Here is a 21,600-nt window from a genome sequence, read left to right as displayed (position 1 = left end):
AGGGCTAAATAAATAGCCCTTACAACTAACAAAATAAATTAATATACTAATGTTTGTATGGCGTGAGCCGGTATTTTTACTACTGTTTTCTGAGTAGCAATTATTAAATTATAAGTGATTTCGTTATCTGTATGATTCATCACTACGGTTGACATTTTACCATCAGTATTCAGGAATGAAGTACTTTGCAAATAACTTCTGCTCACTGAAGTACTCACACGAACAGCATTTGGACGAATGAATTTTGAAAAATGTCCGATGTAATAATACGAAGGTGTATAAATTAATTCACCTGTTGTTGTATCGGCATGAATTGGGGCAAAGCAAAAATTACCCACATGATTTGGTCCTCCAAACTGATCCAAAAGAATATTCCAGTCTGTCCAGCCTACGGTTCCGTTGTTGAAATCATTGATCATTGATGTTCCGTATCTTTCTGCGTTTGGCCAGAATTGGTATTTAGCAGCATCAAATCTTTCGACGCAGCCCTCTGTAAACATCAGCTTTTTATCCGGATATGCTTCGTGTACTCTGGCAACATTTTCAAACATTGGCTGTGCTCCTGTCCAGGTTTCATACCAGTGAAATCCAATTCCCCAAACATATTTTGAAGCTTCAGGATCTGAGAAAATTACATTTGCTCTTTGTACCATTAAATCACGATTGTGATCCCAGGCAATAATTTTTACTTTATCCAGGCCTTCTTTTTTAAGTGTTGGGCCTAAATATTTTTTTAGAAAATCTCTCTCTTGTTCCGCAGTATACAAACATGATTCCCAGGTTTGTGTTGCCATTGGCTCATTTTGAACAGAGGTTCCCCAAATAGGAATTCCTTCTTTTTCGTAAGCTTTAATAAATTTTGCATAGAAATTAGCCCAGGGCTGATAAAACTCTGGAAGTAATGTTCCGCCTTTTAGCACATTTTTATTGCTTTTCATAAAAGCATTTGGTGACCAAGGAGTAGCATAGGTTACTAATTTTCCCCCGGCTGTTTTAATGGCTTGTTTTATTAATGGAATGCGATATTGTCTGTCGTGTTCAATCGAAAAGGTTTTTAAATCCTTATCTCCTTCTTCAATATAAGAATAACTTGCACTGCTAAAATCTGAACTTTGAATCGTTGTTCTTAGCAATGTATAACCTATTCCTTTTTGAGTATCGTAATAAGCATTTAAAAATTCTGTTTGTTTTTCTTTTGAAAGTTTCGCGAAAATTTCGGCACTTGCATCAGTAACGGCACCTCCGATTCCCATAAAAGTCTGGAATTTTTTTGATGGCTCGACAAAAACTGAAATCTCAGTTTCTACTGGTTGTTTTGATGCTGTAAAGGATAAATTATCTGTAGGGGTTAGCCTTAATTTCGTATTATCGGCAGTAGTATATACTGCAATCTTTTTGTTATTTGTTGTAAATTCCTGCGGGTGTTTTTGGCTTTTCTGCTGTGAAAAAGCAGCTACGGAAAAACATAAACAAGTAATAATAAAACCGTTTTTTTTCATTGTATATGTTTTAATAATTAAAACTTTTTTGCAATACCTGATTTAAAAAATAGCCCATAATCAAAGAGAATATGGGCTATTCTGACAACCAAACTTAACTTAACTTAAACATACGTTAGTACTTGTTTGTTTATTAAGACTGAGATTTTCACCTCAGTCTTTTTTACATACTAATACTAAATTTTATTTTGATGGTTATTAATATCCTGTATTCTGAACCATTTTAGTATTATTGAATTCGCTGTAAGGAATTGGGAAAGCTTCATTTTTATTAGCTGTAAATCCTTTGAAAGCAAGTTTAGCTGCTGCCTGACCTGTTCTTATTAAGTCAAACCAACGGTGTCCTTCTCCTGCAAGTTCTAATCTTCTTTCAGCATATATAGCAGTCAAAGAAACTGGTACAGATGCCAAACCTACTCTTGCTCTTACAGCATCTAAAAGTGCCTGAGCTCTTGCTCCTGTTCCGCCTAAAGCTTCAGCTTCTAATAAATAAGTATCAGCCAAACGAATAACATAAGTATTGATACCAAAATTTAAGAAAGGATTAGATGCTTTAATATCAGCATTAACTGGTGCGTATTTAATGAAATGATATCCGGTTTCGTTATAACTGTCTGTATAAGTTATAGATCCGTTTGGATCGTCATTTCCTGTACCTCTTAAAGGACCTGCATTAAAAATAGTAGATGCGTAACGAGGATCACCTTGCATAGCAGTCTGCAAATCTTTAGTAACCACCATGAATCCCCAACCATTGATATAGTCTGGTAATCCTGCAGTAATTCCTTTAGCTTTTCTTGAGTAATCTCTAATTCCCATTAATTGAGCAGCAACATTTCCTTCGTCATCTCCTCTTTCAAAATTACCCCAATCTGCATTTGATTTATCTGAATAACTAATTTCAAGAATAGATTCTGAATTAAACTTGTGTTGTTTATCCCATAACTGAGCAAAATTATCCAACAATTTATAACCAAAACTACTAGTTCCTCCCGGAGTACCATTTACTAAAGCTAATTGTGTAGCAGCTTCAGTCTTTTTATTGTCATATAAATAGGCTTTTCCTAAAAGGGCTGTTGCAGCTCCTTTTGTTAATCTTCCTAGTTCACTAACTGCTAATGTAATTGGCAAGTCAGGAATTGCATCGTTTAAATCTTTTTCAATTTGAGCATAAACATCTTCTGGTTTAGCTTGTGTAATTGTAGCAATTTCGCTTTGTACTACCGGAGTTAAGATTAATGGAACATTTTTGAACATTCTCACTAAGTCTAAGTAGTAATAAGCACGTAATGCTTTTACCTCTGCCATGAATCTTGATTTTTTAGCTGCGTCCATAGGAATTCCAGGAAGCTTTACTATCATAATATTACATCTGGCTACTCCTTTGTAATAATCTGCCCAAATGTTTGGCGGAATATTAGTTGGAGTGATCGAATAGTTTGACGCTACCTGAAGACCTGGCTGATCACCTGCTCCTCCTCCTCCTGCATAAAAATCATCTGATGCAGAATTTAAAAATAGTAAAGGTGCGTTTTCCATTGCTCCGGCGTATTTACCGATTTTATCATAAGCAGCAACTAAACCAGAATAAGCTTCTGTTTCATTTCTGTAAAAATTATCTTCAAGTACTACACCATCTCCTTTTACTTCGAGCTTTTCATCGGTATCGCACGACGCAAGTGCCAATAACACTCCCAAAGCGATAAATGATTGTTTAAAACTTATAAGTTTCATAATATTTTATTTTTTAATTAAAATTGCACATTAACTCCTAACATATACGACTTCGCCTGAGGATAAAATCCTCTGTCAACACCTTGTACGTTGTTCATTCCAGCCGTTGTAGGTCCTCCAATTTCAGGATCAAAACCAGTGTATTTTGTAATAGTGAATAAATTCTCTCCTGTTAGATAAAGTCTTACTTTTGATAGTGAAATACTATTTATCCACTCTTGTGGGAATGAATATCCAAACTGAATCGTTTTGAATCTAAAGAAATCACCTTTCTGTAAATTAAAATCTGATGGATTAGTGAAGTTTTTATTCGTATCATCTGTTGTAACTCTAGGATAAGAATTTGTTGATCCCGGACCTGTCCAACGATTTAAAACAGCTGTTTGATAATTTGCATTTGTAATATCTAATCTTCTTAATCCCTGGTAAATCATATTTCCACCAGCTCCCTGACCAAAAACCAATAAGTCGAAACCTTTATAATCTACGTTTAAAGTTAAACCGTAAGTAAATTTAGGTAATGAAGTTCCTAAGAAATCTCTATCGTTACCATCAATTTTACCATCTCCGTTTAAATCCTGCCAACGGAAATCTCCTGGTTTAGCATTTGGCTGAATTAATCCTCCAGCTGCATTTTTATAAGCATTTACTTCGTCAACTGTTTGGAAAACTCCATTTGTTCTGAATCCGTAGAATGAATTATAAGCCTGACCAACCTGAGTTCTGTTGATCTCGTAAGAAGTTGATTGTACTGTTTCATCACCTGCGATAAAATTAACTCCTTTGTCTATGTAAGTAATTTCATTTTTGATGTAAGAGAAGTTTCCGTTTACTGATAAATTCAAAGCTCCAATTCTTTTACGGTAACCTAATTCAACATCAATACCTTTATTTTGCATATCAGCAAGGTTCGCATAAGTGTCTCCACTTGCTCCAACAAATCCAGGAATTGGCACTTTCATTAAGATACCTGAAGTCTTTTTGTTGAATAAATCTACACTTAAGTTAAAGTCATGGAAAAGTGTACTTTCAAAACCTACGTTAACTTGTTTTGTTTCTTCCCATTTCAAATCCGGGTTAGCAATTGCATTAGGGCTTTGTCCCGGAGTAGGTGTTCCTCCAATAGTGTAATTTCTTTTATTACCAATAGTAGAAAGGTATAAGAAATCCGGAGATGAATCATTTCCTGTAACTCCATAACCTCCTCTAATTTTCAGGTTATTTACCACATCATTTTCTTTCCAGAACTCTTCTTTAGAAGGTACCCATCCAAGAGAGAATGAAGGGAAAGTTCCGTATTTGTGGTTTGGTCCAAATCTTGTAGAACCATCACGACGGATAATACCTGTAAAGATGTATTTTTCTTTATAGTCATAGTTTAACCTTGCAAATAAAGATTCAACTCTATGCTCTACAGCTAATGAATTATAAGCATTAACAAATTTATCTGTAAGAGGAATATCTACGTTAAAAGAAGCTTCTTCGTGAGTAGTTGCAGGAATCCCCTGGTAAGTAGCATCATTACCTGATGTGATGTTATCTACATAAGTTCCTTTTCCTAATAAAACACTAAAGTTATGATCGCCGAATTTTTTAGTATAGTTTAATGTATTCTCCCAATTCCAGCTAAATGATTTTTTGTACGATCTGAATAATTCATTTTTATCTCTTTTCGTAGCACCATTTAAAAAGAAAACCGGAGTAAAGTTATCTGATCCATAGTAAGCTAGTTTTGCACCGGCAGTAGATCTAAATTTCAAACCTGGCAAAATTTCAGCCTCAATAAAGATGTTACCAACAAAATTATCTGCAAAATCATTATTGCCTAATCTTGTTTGAGTATAAGCTAATGGGTTTGTATTTTCCTGAGTTACAATAGTCGAAATACCATAGTAGTGACCATTTGCATCTTTAAGTGTATTTGGATTAGCGTATACAGAACCTGGTCCTGTTTTAGACGGATCAGTTTCAATAATTGGAGTTAATGGATCTAAGTTGATTGCTGATGCCAAAGGACCACCAAACTCATCATTTGTATTACCAATACCAATAGTTTTTTCATTAGAATAACCTAACGTTTGTCCAATTTTAATATACTTACCAATTTTGTGATTAGAGTTTAATCGGATGTTTTTTCTTGTATAGTGAGAGATGTCAGTAGTAATAATACCTTCCTGATCTGTTATACCAAAAGACATGTAAAATGTAGAAACATCATTACCTCCGCTAAAACTTAATTCGTGAGAATAACGTTGCGCATGATTGTTAAAAATAGCATCTTGCCAGTTTGTTCCTTTTCCATAGTTTATTGGGGTACCACTACCATTTTTGGTTGGGAATTTTTCACCTACACCACCACCATTAGTAAAAGCCTCGTTCATTATAGTAACATATTGGCTGGCATCTAATAAGTCTAATTTTTTAGCAGCCTGAGATGTTCCTGCAAATCCAGTATAATTTACAGAAATTTTACCTGCTTTACCTTTTTTAGTCGTTACCAAAATAACTCCGGCAGCAGCACGAGAACCATAAATAGCACCTGAAGCACCATCTTTTAATACCTCGATAGACTCAATGTCTGATTGATTTAAATATCCAATTCCTCCATTATCTACTACAACACCATCAACAACCCATAACGGGTCATTATTATTTAATGTAGTAAAACCACGAATACGAATTGTAGAAGCTGATCCTGGCTGACCTGCATTGGCAGCAATAGAAACTCCGGAAACTCTACCTTGTAGAGCCTGCTCTACTCTTGTTATAGGTAAGCTTTCTAAATCTTTAGCTTTTACACTAGAAATAGAACCTGTAACAACACTTTTCTTTTGAGTACCGTATCCTACTACTACAACTTCATTTAATGATTGAGATTCAGGACGCAATTTAATTTCAAGTTTTGTTCTTCCGTTTACTGCTTCCTGAACAGTAACATATCCAACAAAACTAACTGTTAAGGTTGAATTTGATGGAGCTGTAATTTGAAACTTACCATCAAAGTCAGAAGCAGTCGCTTTACTTGTACCTTTAATTAAGATTGTTGCCCCTGGGACGGGTAATCCACTTTCATCATGTATGATTCCGTTTACCGTAACATCCTGTGCCATTGCGATAACTGAAAACAGTAGAGACGAAATACAAAAAATAAGTAATTTTGTTAATTTCATTTTTCTAAAAATTTTGGTTAATTAATTAGTAATTTGATGCAATAATAAAGTTAAATTTTAACTATTTCGAATAAAATTTCCTTACAAAAACACATCAAAGTATATTTTCATACTCTACAAAAACACATCAAATTATTTTTAAATATTTGATTTTAAATATTTTATAAAAACTATTATATTGTTATAGAAATGTTAAGTTTAAAAATAAACACTACATTTATAAAATAATAACTATTTCGATATATATTTAAAATAATTCTGCAAAAGTGGAACATTGTAAATAATAAATCAAAAAACAAAAGCCTTTATAAAACATTTCTAATAAAAATACATTCTAATTTTTATGAAATTCATAAATACATATTTAACGCTAATTATTGTAATTTTCTCACAAACAAATGCTGCAGCACAAGTAAAAAACATAGGTTTACCCGCCATTAAAAACTATAAAAGGTCGGAGTATAAAGGCGGCACTCAAAATTGGAGTATTGATCAGGATAAAAAAGGAAATATGTACTTTGCAAATAATAGCGGCTTATTGCAATTTGACGGTTCAAGCTGGTACAAATATTCCCTTCCTGCCAAGACAGAAATTAGAAGCTTAAAAATTGATTCTTCAGGCAAAATATTTGTGGGCGGAAATAATGAATTTGGTTACTTTCAAAATAATGATAACGGAATTTTAAAATATCATTCTCTATCTGATCAGGTAAGTAAAAAAGACAGACAAAATATTAACCTGATCTGGAGGATACATATATTTAAAGGTGAAGTAATTTTTCAGTCTTTTACAAAGGTTTTTATTCTAAAGAATAACAAGCTAACCTTATTAAATGCTCCTCAAAAATTTCAGTTTTCTTTTCTGGTGAATAATCATCTTTATTTTCAGGATAAATCATTGGGAATTCTGGAATACAAAAATGGAAAGTTGACTCCTATAAAAGGTACAACTGTTTTTAATGATAAAGAAATCTGGTCGGTATTTCCATTACCCAATAACAAGATGCTGCTGGCTACTTTAGAAAAAGGTCTTTTTATATCAGATAATCAAACTGTCAAGCCCTGGGAAACTGAGGCAAACGCATTTATCAAAAAAAACACATCACTTGGAGGATCTATCATAAAAGGCAAATTTATCGTCCTCAACTCTGTATTAGACGGTGTAATCATTTGTGATTTGAACGGAAAAATAATTCAGCATCTTAATCGACAAAAAGGACTTCAAAACAACACCATATTGACCTCTTTTGTCGACAATAAAAACAATGTCTGGCTTGGTCTTGATAATGGTATTACTTTTATAAATGAAAACGCTCCTTTTTCTTATTTTGATTATAGTTATAATATAGGAACTGTATATGCCTCGATTACTTACAACGGCAATCTTTATGTTGCAACTAATCAGGGATTATTTTATCATTCCTGGAGCGGATCATTCAAGGATAGTCCGTTTACGAGAGTAGAAGGAACTATCTCGCAGGCATGGAACATTCAGGTATTAAACGGAACGTTGCTGTGTGCCAGTAATAGTGGTGCATTGGTTATTAACCAAAATAAGGTTTCAAAAATAATGGATACCAAAGGTTATTTTGGTTTCAAAAACATTCCAAATCATGAAAACTATATTATAGGAGAAAGTTACAATGGCTTTTCTATTTTCAAAAAATCAGCAAATGGATATGATTATTCACATCAGGTACAAGGATTTGACGAAACCACAAATACTTTTTCTATAGAACTGGATGATACTTATTTGTGGTTAAAAAAGAATCCATACTTATATCAAATGAAATTATCAGACGATTTGAAAAGATTTGATCTTATTCAAAAACACAAAGACATTTCATCAACATATAAAGGAATCAACAGCTTACAAAGCATTAATAATAAAGTATATTTTCAGGCTCAGAATCACTTTTTCAGGTTTTCTAAAGAACAGGATGCTTTTTTTGAGGATAAAAAAATAAGTAAACTATTCAGCAAAATACCAACCATAAATACCTTAATTGAGGATTCTGAGGGAAATTTATGGTATGCTTTTAATGAGTCCTTAGGTGTTCTCACAAAAAACTCAAATGGTACTTTTACAAAAAAACAAGCTCCGTTTTCGAACTTATCAGGAAATCTGGTTAACAATTACATTTCTGTAAATACCATAGATCCTCAAAACATTTTTATAGGTTTAACTGACGGTTTAACGCATTATGATTCTAAAATATCAAATACCTTTATTACAAAACCAAAGGTATTCATTGCCAGTTTTTCTTTTCCAGGAGATACAATTTTAACGGGCAATATAGCCGATAACGAAAAATCATACACCATACCATACAGCGCAAACCACGTTAAGTTTACATTTTCATCTCCAACATATGAAAATCAGGAAAATATAATGTACTCTTATAAACTGGAGCCGTTTGAAGACAATTGGCGCAGCTGGTCTCCAATATCCCTAAAAGAATACACCAATTTACGGGAAGGAACTTACACAATGAAGTTAAAATCAAAAAACAGTTATGGTATTGAATCAGATGTTAGCCAGATTCAATTTATAATTTCTCCGCCATGGTACAGGCATTTTCTGGCGTATTTGATTTATTTCATTCTTGTTGTTACCGGAATTTATGTAATATCGAACAGGATTAAACTAAAAATCAGAAAGAACAAATATTATGAAACCATAGAACAGCGAAGGCTATATCTTGAAAAAGAATCAAAAATCAGACACGAACAGCACGAACTAGAAAAAGAGATCGAAAAGCTTAAAAATGACAAGCTGCAAATCAAGATTTTATCAAAAGATAAAGAGTTAGTAAATAACTCATTACAAGTTGTAAAGAAAAACAAAATCTTAAACGGAATTATTAACAAACTAAAAGATATTGATACCAATATCCTGGATGATTCAACTAAGTTTGAGTTTAACAAACTCCATAAAAGTATCGTAAAAGAGGTAAACACAGATAAGAGCTGGAAAGACTTAGAAAAACATATCAAGAATGTGCATTTTGAGTTTTTAAAACGCTTAAAAGAAAAATACCCGACAATATCTCCACGCGAACTCGATTTGTCTACTTATTTACTCATGAATATGTCAACAAAAGAAATAGCTGAAATCATGAATATTTCAACGGGAGGAGTAGAATTAGCCCGATATCGTCTAAGAAAGAAACTTGGACTGAATAAGAAAGAAAACCTTATTGGTTTTTTAATGAGTATCTAACCAAAACAAGAAAGCCATTCGTGTGAATGGCTTTCTTGTTTTGGTTAATTTATAAATTCTAATGTTCGTTCCAGAGCCATTCCTCTCGACCCTTTTATTAAAATAGTATTTTCATCAAAATGTAATATCTTTAGATAAGCTGCAAAAGCATCAAATGTTTCAAAAAATTTAATTTTTTCATGAGCGGTTTCATTTTCATAAAATGACTTCCCAATTAAATAACATGTAGATTCATTTTGATTTAATAAGGAATCTACAATTATTTTATGTTCCTGCTGGCTTTCATTTCCCAGCTCAAACATATCTCCTAAAATCATTATTTTGTTTTGATTTTCTAATTGCAAAAAATTAGCAATTGCAACAGCCATACTACTTGGATTGGCATTGTAAGCATCCAGAATAATTTGATTAGAGCCTTTTTTCAACAATTGAGATCTGTTATTCTCCGGGATGTAACCTTCAATTGCTTCTTTAATATCGTTTTCATCAACTTTAAAATAATATCCCATAGCAACTGCCGCATTGATGTTATTTGCGTTGTAAAGACCAATTAAATGAGATTTAAGACTGAAATTAATATAGTCTATAGCAACAAATGGATTGGCTTCTATTTTTTTAATATTTACATTCGCTTCACTCTTATGGACTCCAAATGTAAAAGAAGTAATTCCTGCAGATTTTTCGATTTGAATTGGATCTTCAAGATTTACAAAAGCCTGCTTATTGTTTTTTGCAAGATATTGATACATTTCGCTTTTACCTTCTATTACACCTTCAATACCTCCAAAACCTTCTAAATGCGCTTTTCCAAAGTTGGTAATATAACCATAATCAGGCTGTGCAATTTCGCATAAAAATGCAATCTCTTTTTTATGATTTGCTCCCATTTCGACAATACCAATTTCCGTTTCTTTAGTAAAAGACAATAAAGTCAACGGAACCCCAATATGGTTATTCAAATTACCTATTGTTGCTTTGGTCTTGTATTTTTTAGACAAAACCACATTTATAAGCTCTTTGGTAGTCGTTTTTCCGTTACTCCCCGTTAAGGCTACAATGGGTAATTTTAAATAAGTACGATGAAACTTTGCCAATTCCTGTAATGTTTCCAGACTATTTTCGACAAGAATAGTTCTCTCGTCTATAACATAAGATACATTATCAACAACAACATATAAAGCTCCCAATTCTAATGCTTTTGCCGCAAATGTATTGGCATCAAAGTTTTCTCCTTTTATAGCAAAAAACATGGCATCCTTTTCAATCTTTCTGGTATCAATTGAAACAGATTTGCATTGTAAAAATAAATTATGAATTTCCTGAATATTCATTTAAAAACAATTTTATAGGTGATAAAATTAGAAAAAAACAATGAACTTATCCTGACTTTTTTTAATTGGCTTCAAAATGATCTTTTTATTTCAAATTACGTCCGTTTATTTATTCTGCAGCAGTATCAGCAGCAGAGAAAAGTCAAAATAAATACCATAAAAAAATTCCAAATTCCTTACTGAAATATTCAGCTTTGGAATTTGGAATTTTATATGTTGAAATTTCTAAAACTTAATTTCTAGGCGATTTTCTTCTTTCAGCTTTTGCACCTACTCTAGACATTGCACATCTAAATCCGATGTAATCTGTAGCCATATCCTGAGGGAAATATCTTCTTTGTGCAGGATCTAACCAATAAGCTCTGTCTCTCCAAGAACCACCTTTGTAAACTCTTACATTATCATCGATTAATGTGGTACGTTTACTAGAGTTGTCATATTTTCTAACCATTTGACCTAAACTATCTGTAGTAACATTATGCTTAGGAGAGTTGTACATTGCCTGATCTGCTTTTGAACCAGCTTCTGAATCTCCAAAGTCAAAATATTTAGATGATTGTTTATCACCATCTCTATAATTGATGTTGTCACTTGTACTGAAGTTTTGTCTCAGGTAAGTTTCATTTTCATCAACCGGAACCTGAGCAATTTCTCCTGGTAAGTTTGTAGCAACTTTTTTACCGTTACTTAACGTTTTGTATTGAACATTATCTTTAGTGATAATTTCAATTTTACCATCTTTTCCAATTTTGTTTTTAGCATATTGATTTCCTCTAAAGTAGTTAAAATCATTTGCTTCATTATCAATAATAGGTCTGTAAACATCGGCAACCCATTCGGCTACGTTTCCAGCCATATCGTATAATCCAAAATCATTAGGAGCATAGCTTTTTACAGCATTTGTAATATCTGCACCATCGTCAGACCAACCTGCAATTCCACCGTAATCACCGTTTCCTTGTTTAAAGTTAGCCAATTGATCTCCTTTGTTTTTACGTTTAGATGAACGTGTATAATCTCCGGACCAAGGATATTTCTTTTGTCCTTTATATATATTGTATTCTCTTTGTCCAACATCAGCTGCTGCAGCATATTCCCATTCTGCTTCAGTAGGAAGTCTGTATTCAGGAAGGATAATACCTGAAGAACGTTGTGCGTATACGTTTTTAGCTTCTGGAGTTGTACCGTCTTTTCCTGCTTTTAGTCTTCTTCCGTTAGGGTTTTTCTTTAAAACAAGTTCTTCGTTACCTCCGTAAGTAGTACTTGGAGAAGCTACATAAGCTTCAGTATTAAAGATACTTTCAGCAGTAACATCTTGTGTTTTTGCACCTTTTTTAAGATATCCGTTTTTCTCTAAAACTGCCTCGTTAACACGGTCAGTTCTCCATTTACTAAATTCAACAGCCTGAATCCAGTTTACACCAACTACAGGATAGTTTGCATAAGATGGGTGTCTTAAGTAATTATTAGTCATCGTTTCGTTATACCCTAAACGATTTCTCCATACTAATGTATCAGGAGATGCACCTTCGTAAATATTTTTGTAATTTTCTTCTGTTGGTGGGAAAACTTTCTTTAACCATTCCAGGTATTCTAAGTACATACCATTTGTAACTTCAGTCTCATCCATGTAGAATGACTGAACGTGTTGTTGAGTTGGAGTGTTATTCCAATCGTGCATAACATCATCCTGTACTTTACCCATTGTAAATGTACCTCCCTCAACAAAAACTAAACCAGGTCCTGCCTGTTGTTTTTTTCCTGCATTTCTGGCAGCAGTTCCATTCTGACTATCTACATCCCAACCAGTTGCTCTGGAAGCGTGACTGGAACTCGATTTTTTGCTACAACTAGCCGTGCCCAACATCAATACCATTGACATCATTAATTGCAAGACTACAATTTTGTTTACTTTCATACTCATTCTTAGGTGATAAATTTAGGTGCTGCAATATAATAATTAACATTTAATTAGCAACATCTGTTCTAATAATTTTATTTAGCTGTTTTTTACCAGAAAATAACCTATAGTTACGAACGCAAAAATATACTTTTTATTATTTACTATAACATGAAATACTATATTTTTACTTACCAAATTTTTTTTAATTTAAAACCGTTTTACCTACTGATGAAACAAGCTTTAATCTTATATCTTTTTTTGATTCCAATTATCTCATTTTCCCAGATAAATGGCAACTTCACACTAGATTGGCAAAACAAAAAAGACATGAGTTTTGGCGACTCAAAAATAAAAATCCCGTATTTTTCAGGAAACAGTTTTCGCTACGACACTACAAAAAAAAGCATAATATTATTGCTAAATCTGAGCGAAACGAATTATTCAAACAGCAATTCTGTTCAAATTACGAACATAATCTATGAGCCAATGTCTGTTGCTGACCTGGGCGACCTGTCACATGAAAACATACCTGAAAAACCAAATGAAACGTTAAAAACAACCACCTCAAGAGATCAAAAACAAACTTTTCTATCGCTGTCTCCTATAATAAAGGACGGAAATGGCTATAAAAGGATCCAATCATTTTCTTACATTACAACAAACTCGGCATCAGCAAACAACAACACTTCTTCTTTTCAAAAATCAAATGCTGTTTACAATTCCGTTCTCGCTTCCGGAGACTGGTATCGTTTTTACATTGAGAAATCAGGCGTTTATAAAATCTCTAAATCTTTTCTGCAAAGCCTTGGGTTTGATCCGGGCAAAGTCGATCCGAGAAGAATAAAAATTTACGGAAACGGCGGCAGAATGCTACCTCTGGCAAATAACATTTATTATCCGGAAGATTTAGCCGAAAATGCGATTCAAATTATTGGTGAAAGCGATGGCGTTTTCAACAATGAAGATTATATTCTTTTTTATGGCGAAGGAGTAAGCAATTGGAATACCGAAAGCCAAACCAATCTTAACTTATACGACAACAAATCATATTACTATATTACTGCCACTGGCAACGACGGAAAACGAATTTCAAATTTAAACCAGCCGTCAGGAAGCACTACTTTAGAACTAAACACTTTTGACGACTATCAATTTCATGAAATCGACAAGACAAACATTGCTCACCTGGGACGCCAATGGTACGGAGAATCTTTCGACATTAATCAGGAACAGGAATTTGAGTTTAATTTTCCTAATCTGGAAACCACAACTCCAGTAAAAATACAATTAAACACAGCTTCAGCTGCTTACACCCCTACTTCTTTTGCAATTTCAGCAAACGGACAAAATATCGGAACGCTTAACTTTCAGGCTTTAGTTCCAAATGGGGACCAAAAATTTTACGAACAAAAACTACCCGCTAACAGCACTTTTGCAGGCGCTGAAAATGTAAAAATAAAACTTACCTATAATAATAATGGTGTACCGGGATCAAAAGGATATCTGGATTACATTAATTTAATTGCAAAAAGAAAACTATCAGGCACAGGAAAACAATTTAAATTTCAATACGACTTAGCCGGTTCAACAGCAGGAATCGCAAATTACACTATTGGAAACGCTTCCGGGATTTCTCAAATTTGGGATATCACAGACCTATATAATGTATCCAAAATAGAAAACACAAATCAGACTAGTTTTAGCTTTAAAGCTGCATTGGGAGAAATTAGAAAATATATCGCAATTGATGCTACTGATTATTATACTCCACTAAAAGAAAATCAGCCAAAGGTTGCTAATCAAAACTTAAAAGGAACTCTTTTCAAAAACATTCAAAACAGCTTCCAGGATATCGACTATGTTATTGTCACACCTAAATTTTTAGTTAATCAGGCCGAAAAGCTAGCCAATTTTCATCGAGTAAATTCTAATTTAAACGTAAAAGTAATTTCATTAGAGAACATCTATCAGGAATTCTCTTCAGGAAAACAAGATATCGCAGCCATTAGAAATTGCATCAAATACATTTATAACAATGCTTCATCTTCAGAAAAAAGAATAAAATATTTAAATTTATTTGGAGATGCTTCATTTGATTATAAAGACAGAATCGCAAACAACAATAATATTGTACCTATATATCAATCTGTAGTTAGCAATACAACCGGAGAAGCTTCGTTTGCATCTGATGACTTTTACGGACTTATGGATGCTAATGAAGGTATTGTCGTATTTCCTTTTGGAGGAATTGACATTGCTACAGGAAGAATGCTGGTTTCAGACAATGCTCAAGCCGGAGAAATGGTTAACAAAGTTCTGGAATACTACGACACCAAATCATACGGAAACTGGCGCAATAACATTGTTATGGTTAGCGATGATTCTGATCGGGATTCAGATGCAACATTACAATCCCGTCAAAACAATCTGGCAGATGTTATTGCTGCCCAAAAGCCTTTTTTCAATATAGACAAAATCCTTTTAGACTCTTATACACAGGAAGCATCTGCCGGAGGAGCGAGATACCCAAAAGCAAAAACAGATTTATTTAACGCTTTTGAAAAAGGCGCTTTAGTTTTTAATTATCTGGGACATGGTGGTGAAGATGGGTTATCAGCCGAAAGAATTTGGGAAAAAGCAGATGGTCAAAACTTAAGCAATCAATATAAGTATCCATTATTTATTACGATAACTTGTGAGTTTTCGAGATTTGATGACCCAACACGACCAACAGCCGGCGAATATACTTTTTGGAACCCAAAAGGAGGAGCAATTTCAATGCTGACAACAATTCGTGCAATTGGGCAATTTAATGCCGAAAATTTCAATGATAGTTTGAGCAAAAATTTATTTTCGTACGGATCAAATCAATACAACACAATTGCAGAAACCCTTCGAATTTCTAAAAACGAAAATCCAAGTTCAGCCAGTAATGTCATTTTCTATATTGGAGATCCTGCCTTAATGTTAGCTATTCCAAAACCAAGAATCAATTTAACAAAGGTAAACGACATTCCTGTTTCGCAAACCCTTCCGGATTTTCAATCTTTGGCAAAAATTAAAATATCAGGACAAATTACAGATGAAAACGACAATCTTTTAAGCAATTATAACGGAGAACTGGCTACAGCCATTTTCGATAAATTAATTACCACTACTACCTTAAATAATGATGGATATAGCCCTGCAATGTCATTTAAAATTCTGGGAGAAACTATTTTTAGAGGAAACGCTTCTATAACCAATGGCCAGTTTGAATTTAGCTTTGTAGTGCCACGTGATATCCGAATCCCGTTAGACTATGGCCGAATTAGTTTTTATGCAAAAAAGAATCTGGTTTTAGAGAACCAGACAGGCTTTAATACAGCCATAAAAATTGGTGGAATAAATCAAAATGCACCTCAGGACAATATAAGTCCAAAAGTGAAGTTATATATGAACGATGAAACTTTTGTATCTGGTGGAATCACAAATGAATCGCCTTTTTTATTGGCGTTTCTTGAAGATGAAAATGGTATTAATACAGCAAGCGGAATCGGGCATGACATTGTAGCAATTCTGGACGGAGACGTTAGTAATCCTTATATTTTGAACGATTATTATCAAACAAAACTTGATGATTACACCAATGGAAATTTGCGTTTTCCGTTACGAAATTTAGCTCCCGGAATGCACACTATAAGCTTCACAGCATGGGATGTTTACAACAATCCCGTAACCAGTGAGATACAATTTATTGTTGTTGGAGATGAAACATTGACTTTATCACACGTTCTTAATTATCCAAACCCCTTTTCAACTTACACCCAATTTTGGTTTTCACACAACAGGCCATACGAGCCTTTAGACGTTCAGGTACAGGTAATGACGATAACCGGAAAGGTAGTCTGGACAAAAAATCAGGTCATTACAACTGAAGGTTTTTTATCCAGAGAAATAAGTTGGGACGGAAAAGACGATTTTGGTGACAAAATCGGAAAAGGTGTGTATATTTACAAACTCACAGTTAAATCTAATTTAACGAATAAAAAGGCAGAAAAATACGAAAAGCTTGTTATCTTATAATAATATATATATTTGTATCATAAATACCATTAAACACGTAAATGAAAAAAATATCACAACTACTAATTTGTTTTTTAGTTATTTCTTACGCAAAAGCCCAAACCATTGAACGCCCCATTACGACTGGAGTTCCATTTTTATTAGTAGCTGCAGATGCAAGAGCAGCCGGTTTGGCAGATCAGGGTGTCGCAACTTCAGCCGATGCTTTTTCTCAACAATGGAACCCTGCAAAATACGCATTTTCAGTGGACAAACAAGGTCTTTCCATTAGTTACACCCCTTATTTAACAGACTTAGCCAATGACATCTCGCTGGGCCAGCTAACGTATTACAACAAAATCAACGAAAGAAGTGCCTTTGCAGGTAGTTTCCGTTATTTTGGTTTTGGAGACATTGAACTTAGAACAACAGGAGACCCAAACGAAGCCGCAAGAATTGTTTCACCTAATGAATTTGCCTTAGACGGATCTTATTCATTAAAGCTTAGCGAAACTTTCTCTATGGCAGTTGGCGCAAGATATATTCGTTCAAACTTAAAAATCGCTTCAGAAGATATTGACGCATCAGCAGCAAGTACTTTTGCTGTAGACATTGCTGGTTTTTATCAATCTGAGGAAATTGCTTATTCTGACTTTAACGGAAGATGGAGAGCCGGTTTCAACCTGCAAAACCTTGGTCCAAAAATAAGTTATGACAACGACAATATAAGCTCTAACTTTTTACCGGCAAACCTTAGATTAGGTGGAGGTTTTGATTTTATCCTTGATGATTACAACAAAGTTGGACTTAGCGTTGAATTCACCAAATTATTAGTACCAACTCCTCCGGGACCTGGAACTCCTGTAGATGCTAATGGCGATGGCGATTATAATGACCCGGGAGATATTTCTCAGGAACAGGCAGATGCAGCAAACTACAAAAACTACAATAATATAGGTTGGGTTTCGGGAATTTTTAAATCTTTTGGAGATGCTCCGGGCGGATTTAGCGAAGAATTAAAAGAAATCACTTATAGTGCAGCAGCAGAATATATGTATCAGGATGCTTTTGCTTTACGTGCAGGATATTTTCACGAAAGCCCTATGAAAGGAGCGAGACAATTTTTCTCTTTAGGTGCAGGTTTTAAATACAATGTAGTAAAAGTTGACGTTTCGTATTTATTTTCGACATCAAAAGTTAAAAATCCGTTAGAAAACACCCTTCGTTTTTCTTTAACCTTTAACTTTGGCGACAAATACGAAGTATATTAAACGCAAAAAATAAAAAAAACAATAACAATCCAAATTTCTATTTCTTAGAAATTTGGATTTTTTTTCCCATAAAAAGAAATGAAAGAAATAAGCATAACATCATCTTTTACCGTTTACAATTCATTAGAAGAACTTTCAAAAGACACACAGGATTTAATGAACGAGGCAATTGAAATTCGTAAAAAAGCATACGCACCCTATTCACAATTTAGAGTTGGAGCCGCATTATTGCTCGATAATGGCAAAATAGTTTTAGGTTCAAACCAGGAAAATGCTGCCTATCCATCCGGATTATGCGCAGAACGCGTTGCCATTTATCATGCCGGAAGTATTTATCCCGAAGCCAAAATCCTAAAAATTGCCATTACTGCAGCTTCAGACACAAATCAGACAAAAGCACCAATTCCGCCTTGTGGTTCTTGTCGTCAGTCTATTGCAGAATATGAAATCAAACAAGACACCCCTATTGAAATTTATTTTATGGGAGAAATTGGCGAAGTTTACAAATCTGCATCCCTAAAAAATTTACTCCCTTTTATGTTTGATAAAAAGTTCTTGTAAAAAAAAGCCAAAAAGTGGCTTTTAAATTTTACTTCTTAAACGGAATGTCTTATTTTTGCATCCCGACCTTTCGGGCGCAAATTTGTGGGAGGAAACTATTTTGCGTTATAGGCAACAATTGATAACACAAACAAACTTTAGCAAAAGAAAGAATTCAGATGAAAGAAGTTACAAAAGAAGTATATTTAAAGTGGTACGAAGACATGCTACTTTGGAGAAAGTTTGAAGACAAACTTGCAGCATTATACATTCAACAAAAAGTTAGAGGTTTTCTACACTTATATAATGGTCAGGAAGCTGTATTAGCAGGTGCTTTGCACGCTATGGATTTGACCAAAGATAAAATGATTACTGCTTACAGAAACCACGTTCAACCAATTGGAATGGGCGTTGACCCAAGAAATGTAATGGCTGAACTTTTAGGAAAAGTTACAGGAACTTCTAAAGGTATGGGAGGTTCTATGCACATTTTCTCTAAAGAACACCGTTTTTATGGAGGTCACGGAATTGTAGGTGGACAAATTCCGGTAGGAGCTGGTTTAGCTTTTGCTGATAAATATTTTGAAACCGGAGGAGTTACCATGACTTATTTTGGTGATGGTGCTGCAAGACAAGGTTCATTACACGAAGCTTTTAACATGGCTATGTTGTGGAAATTACCAGTTGTATTTATCGTTGAAAACAACGGTTATGCAATGGGAACTTCTGTAGAAAGAACTGCAAACCACACTGATATCTGGAAACTTGGTTTAGGATACGAAATGCCTTGTGGACCTGTTGACGGAATGAACCCTGTAAAAGTTGCTGAAGCAATGACTGAAGCAATTGACAGAGCCCGTCGTGGTGACGGACCAACTTTCCTTGAAATGAAAACGTACCGTTACAGAGGACACTCTATGTCTGATGCACAATTATACCGTTCAAAAGAAGAGGTTGAAGAGTACAAAAAAATTGACCCTATTACTCAGGTTTTAGATGTAATTAAGGATCAAAAATATGCTACAGAAGAAGAAATCGAAGCAATCGACCAAAGAGTTAAAGACTTGGTTGAAGAATGTGCGAAATTCGCTGAAGAATCTCCATATCCGGACTTACAACAATTATACGATGTAGTATACGCACAAGAAGACTATCCATTTACACCTCATAAACTATAACATCATGGCGATTAAAGTAACAATGCCTCGTTTGAGCGATACTATGACGGAAGGAACGGTAGCGACTTGGTTAAAAAAAGTAGGCGACAAAATCAGCGAAGGAGATATTTTAGCTGAAATTGAAACAGATAAAGCAACTATGGAGTTCGAATCATTCAACGAGGGAACTCTTTTACATATTGGAATTCAGGCTGGAGAAACTGCTCCGGTTGATTCATTATTAGCAATCATTGGTAAAGAAGGAGAAGATATTTCTGCTCTTTTAGCCGGTGGTGATGCTCCTGCTGCTGAAGCAAAAACAGAAACTGCTGCTCCTGCAAAAGCTGCAACTGAATTACCAAAAGGTGTTATAGTAGTAACTATGCCACGTTTGAGTGATACAATGACTGAAGGTACAGTAGCAACCTGGTTGAAAAAAGTAGGTGACACTGTAGCCGAAGGCGATATTTTAGCTGAAATTGAAACAGACAAAGCTACTATGGAGTTTGAGTCTTTCAATGCCGGAACATTATTATATATAGGAATTCAGGAAGGAAACACAGCTCCTGTTGACAGCTTATTAGCTATCATTGGACCTGCCGGAACTGACATTTCAGGAATTGCTGACAATTATACTGCCGGAGGTGCTACAACTACAAGTGCTCCTGCTGCAGAAGAAACAAAAGCTGCTCCTGCTGCTGAAAAAGCAACAGAAACTGTAGCTGACAATTCAAACGGAGGAAGAATTTTAGCTTCGCCTTTAGCTAAGAAAATTGCTTCTGACAAAGGAATTCAATTAAATCAGGTGAAAGGTTCTGGAGAAAACGGACGTATCGTAAAAAGCGACATCGAAAACTTTACTCCATCTGCACAAGCACAACCTGCTGCAACTACAACTTCTGCTGCACCAAAAACTGAAACTGCCGCTCCTGCTGCACCAAAAGTATTTGTTCCTGCCGGAGAAGTTTACACAGAAGAGATCAAAAACTCTCAAATGCGTAAAATTATTGCAAAACGTCTTGCTGAATCATTATTTACAGCACCTCACTACAACTTAGTGATCGAAGTAAGCATGGATGAAGCAATGGGCGCAAGAGCAACAATCAATACTGTTCCTGATACAAAAGTATCTTTCAACGATATGGTAATCAAAGCTTGTGCTTTAGCATTGAAAAAACACCCAAAAATCAACTCTCAGTGGAAAGAAGATGCAATCATCATCAACCACCACGTAAATATTGGTGTTGCTGTAGCTGTTGAGGACGGATTAGTAGTTCCTGTATTGAAATTTACAGATGCTATGAGCTTATCTCAAATTGGTGCTTCAGTAAGAGATTTGGCAGGAAGAGCTAAAAACAAAAAATTAGGACCACAAGAAATGGAAGGAAGTACTTTTACAGTATCTAACCTTGGAATGTTTGGTATCACTGAATTCAATTCAATTATCAACCAGCCAAACTCTGCCATCCTTTCTGTAGGTGCAATTGTTGAAAAACCAGTAGTTAAAAATGGTCAGATCGTAGTTGGAAACACCATGATGTTATCATTGGCTTGTGACCACAGAACAATTGACGGTGCAACTGGTGCTCAATTCTTACAAACATTAAAACAATACATCGAAAGCCCGGTTACTATGTTGGCATAATTTTATTGTCAGCCGGAGCCAAGTCGAAGGTTATATTTAATAAAATCCCGTTTTGTTTATTCAAAACGGGATTTTTTGTTTAA

11 protein-coding genes are annotated in these 21,600 nt (G+C 34.5%); 6 read left to right on the top strand and 5 right to left on the bottom strand.

Annotated features, from left to right (window positions below):
* Positions 1–38: 38 nt before the first annotated feature.
* The 3 genes from A4F88_RS22045 to A4F88_RS22035 form a co-directional block, all read right to left on the bottom strand.
* The gene (locus tag A4F88_RS22045; protein ID WP_068844932.1) at positions 39–1,499 is read right to left on the bottom strand and encodes a glycoside hydrolase family 30 protein; all 1,461 of its coding nucleotides are present in this window, start codon (positions 1,497–1,499) and stop codon (positions 39–41) included.
* A 198-nt stretch (positions 1,500–1,697) separates the two neighbouring features.
* On the bottom strand, positions 1,698–3,233 hold the full coding sequence (locus tag A4F88_RS22040) for a RagB/SusD family nutrient uptake outer membrane protein (RefSeq protein WP_068844931.1): 1,536 nt from the start codon (positions 3,231–3,233) through the stop codon (positions 1,698–1,700).
* Between the two features lie 17 nt (positions 3,234–3,250).
* On the bottom strand, positions 3,251–6,403 hold the full coding sequence (locus A4F88_RS22035) for a SusC/RagA family TonB-linked outer membrane protein (protein WP_068844930.1): 3,153 nt from the start codon (positions 6,401–6,403) through the stop codon (positions 3,251–3,253).
* A gap of 343 nt (positions 6,404–6,746) precedes the next feature.
* Between A4F88_RS22035 and A4F88_RS22030 the strand changes: the two genes are divergently transcribed.
* The gene (locus A4F88_RS22030; protein ID WP_068844929.1) at positions 6,747–9,626 is read left to right on the top strand and encodes a helix-turn-helix and ligand-binding sensor domain-containing protein; all 2,880 of its coding nucleotides are present in this window, start codon (positions 6,747–6,749) and stop codon (positions 9,624–9,626) included.
* 44 nt (positions 9,627–9,670) lie between these two features.
* Here the strand turns inward: A4F88_RS22030 and A4F88_RS22025 are convergent, their stop codons facing one another.
* Both A4F88_RS22025 and gldJ read right to left on the bottom strand, forming a co-directional pair.
* Entirely contained in the window at positions 9,671–10,957 is a 1,287-nt protein-coding gene (locus A4F88_RS22025; protein WP_068844928.1) for a UDP-N-acetylmuramoyl-tripeptide--D-alanyl-D-alanine ligase, read from the bottom strand.
* A gap of 232 nt (positions 10,958–11,189) precedes the next feature.
* Positions 11,190–12,875, bottom strand: coding sequence for a gliding motility lipoprotein GldJ (gene gldJ, locus A4F88_RS22020; protein ID WP_068844927.1), 1,686 nt, complete (start codon positions 12,873–12,875; stop codon positions 11,190–11,192).
* A 213-nt stretch (positions 12,876–13,088) separates the two neighbouring features.
* Here gldJ and porU point away from each other — a divergent pair, with 213 nt between their 5' ends.
* From porU to A4F88_RS21995, 5 genes are all read left to right on the top strand, one after another.
* Positions 13,089–16,925 (top strand): type IX secretion system sortase PorU, encoded by a 3,837-nt coding sequence (gene porU / locus A4F88_RS22015; RefSeq protein ID WP_068845012.1) that lies wholly within the window; start codon positions 13,089–13,091, stop codon positions 16,923–16,925.
* Between the two features lie 41 nt (positions 16,926–16,966).
* Complete coding sequence (gene porV / locus A4F88_RS22010) at positions 16,967–18,175, top strand: type IX secretion system outer membrane channel protein PorV (protein WP_068844926.1); 1,209 nt, start codon at positions 16,967–16,969, stop codon at positions 18,173–18,175.
* Between the two features lie 78 nt (positions 18,176–18,253).
* A complete protein-coding gene (gene cdd, locus A4F88_RS22005) occupies positions 18,254–18,736 on the top strand; it encodes a cytidine deaminase (RefSeq protein ID WP_068844925.1) in 483 nt (160 codons plus the stop codon).
* Between the two features lie 158 nt (positions 18,737–18,894).
* On the top strand, positions 18,895–19,893 hold the full coding sequence (pdhA, locus tag A4F88_RS22000; protein ID WP_068844924.1) for a pyruvate dehydrogenase (acetyl-transferring) E1 component subunit alpha: 999 nt from the start codon (positions 18,895–18,897) through the stop codon (positions 19,891–19,893).
* Between the two features lie 4 nt (positions 19,894–19,897).
* Entirely contained in the window at positions 19,898–21,517 is a 1,620-nt protein-coding gene (locus tag A4F88_RS21995) for a pyruvate dehydrogenase complex dihydrolipoamide acetyltransferase (RefSeq protein WP_068844923.1), read from the top strand.
* Positions 21,518–21,600: the final 83 nt, after the last annotated feature.

Source organism: Flavobacterium chilense, from assembly GCF_001602525.1.
Classification (GTDB): domain Bacteria; phylum Bacteroidota; class Bacteroidia; order Flavobacteriales; family Flavobacteriaceae; genus Flavobacterium; species Flavobacterium chilense.
This window is presented reverse-complemented; position numbering and strand designations above follow the sequence as displayed.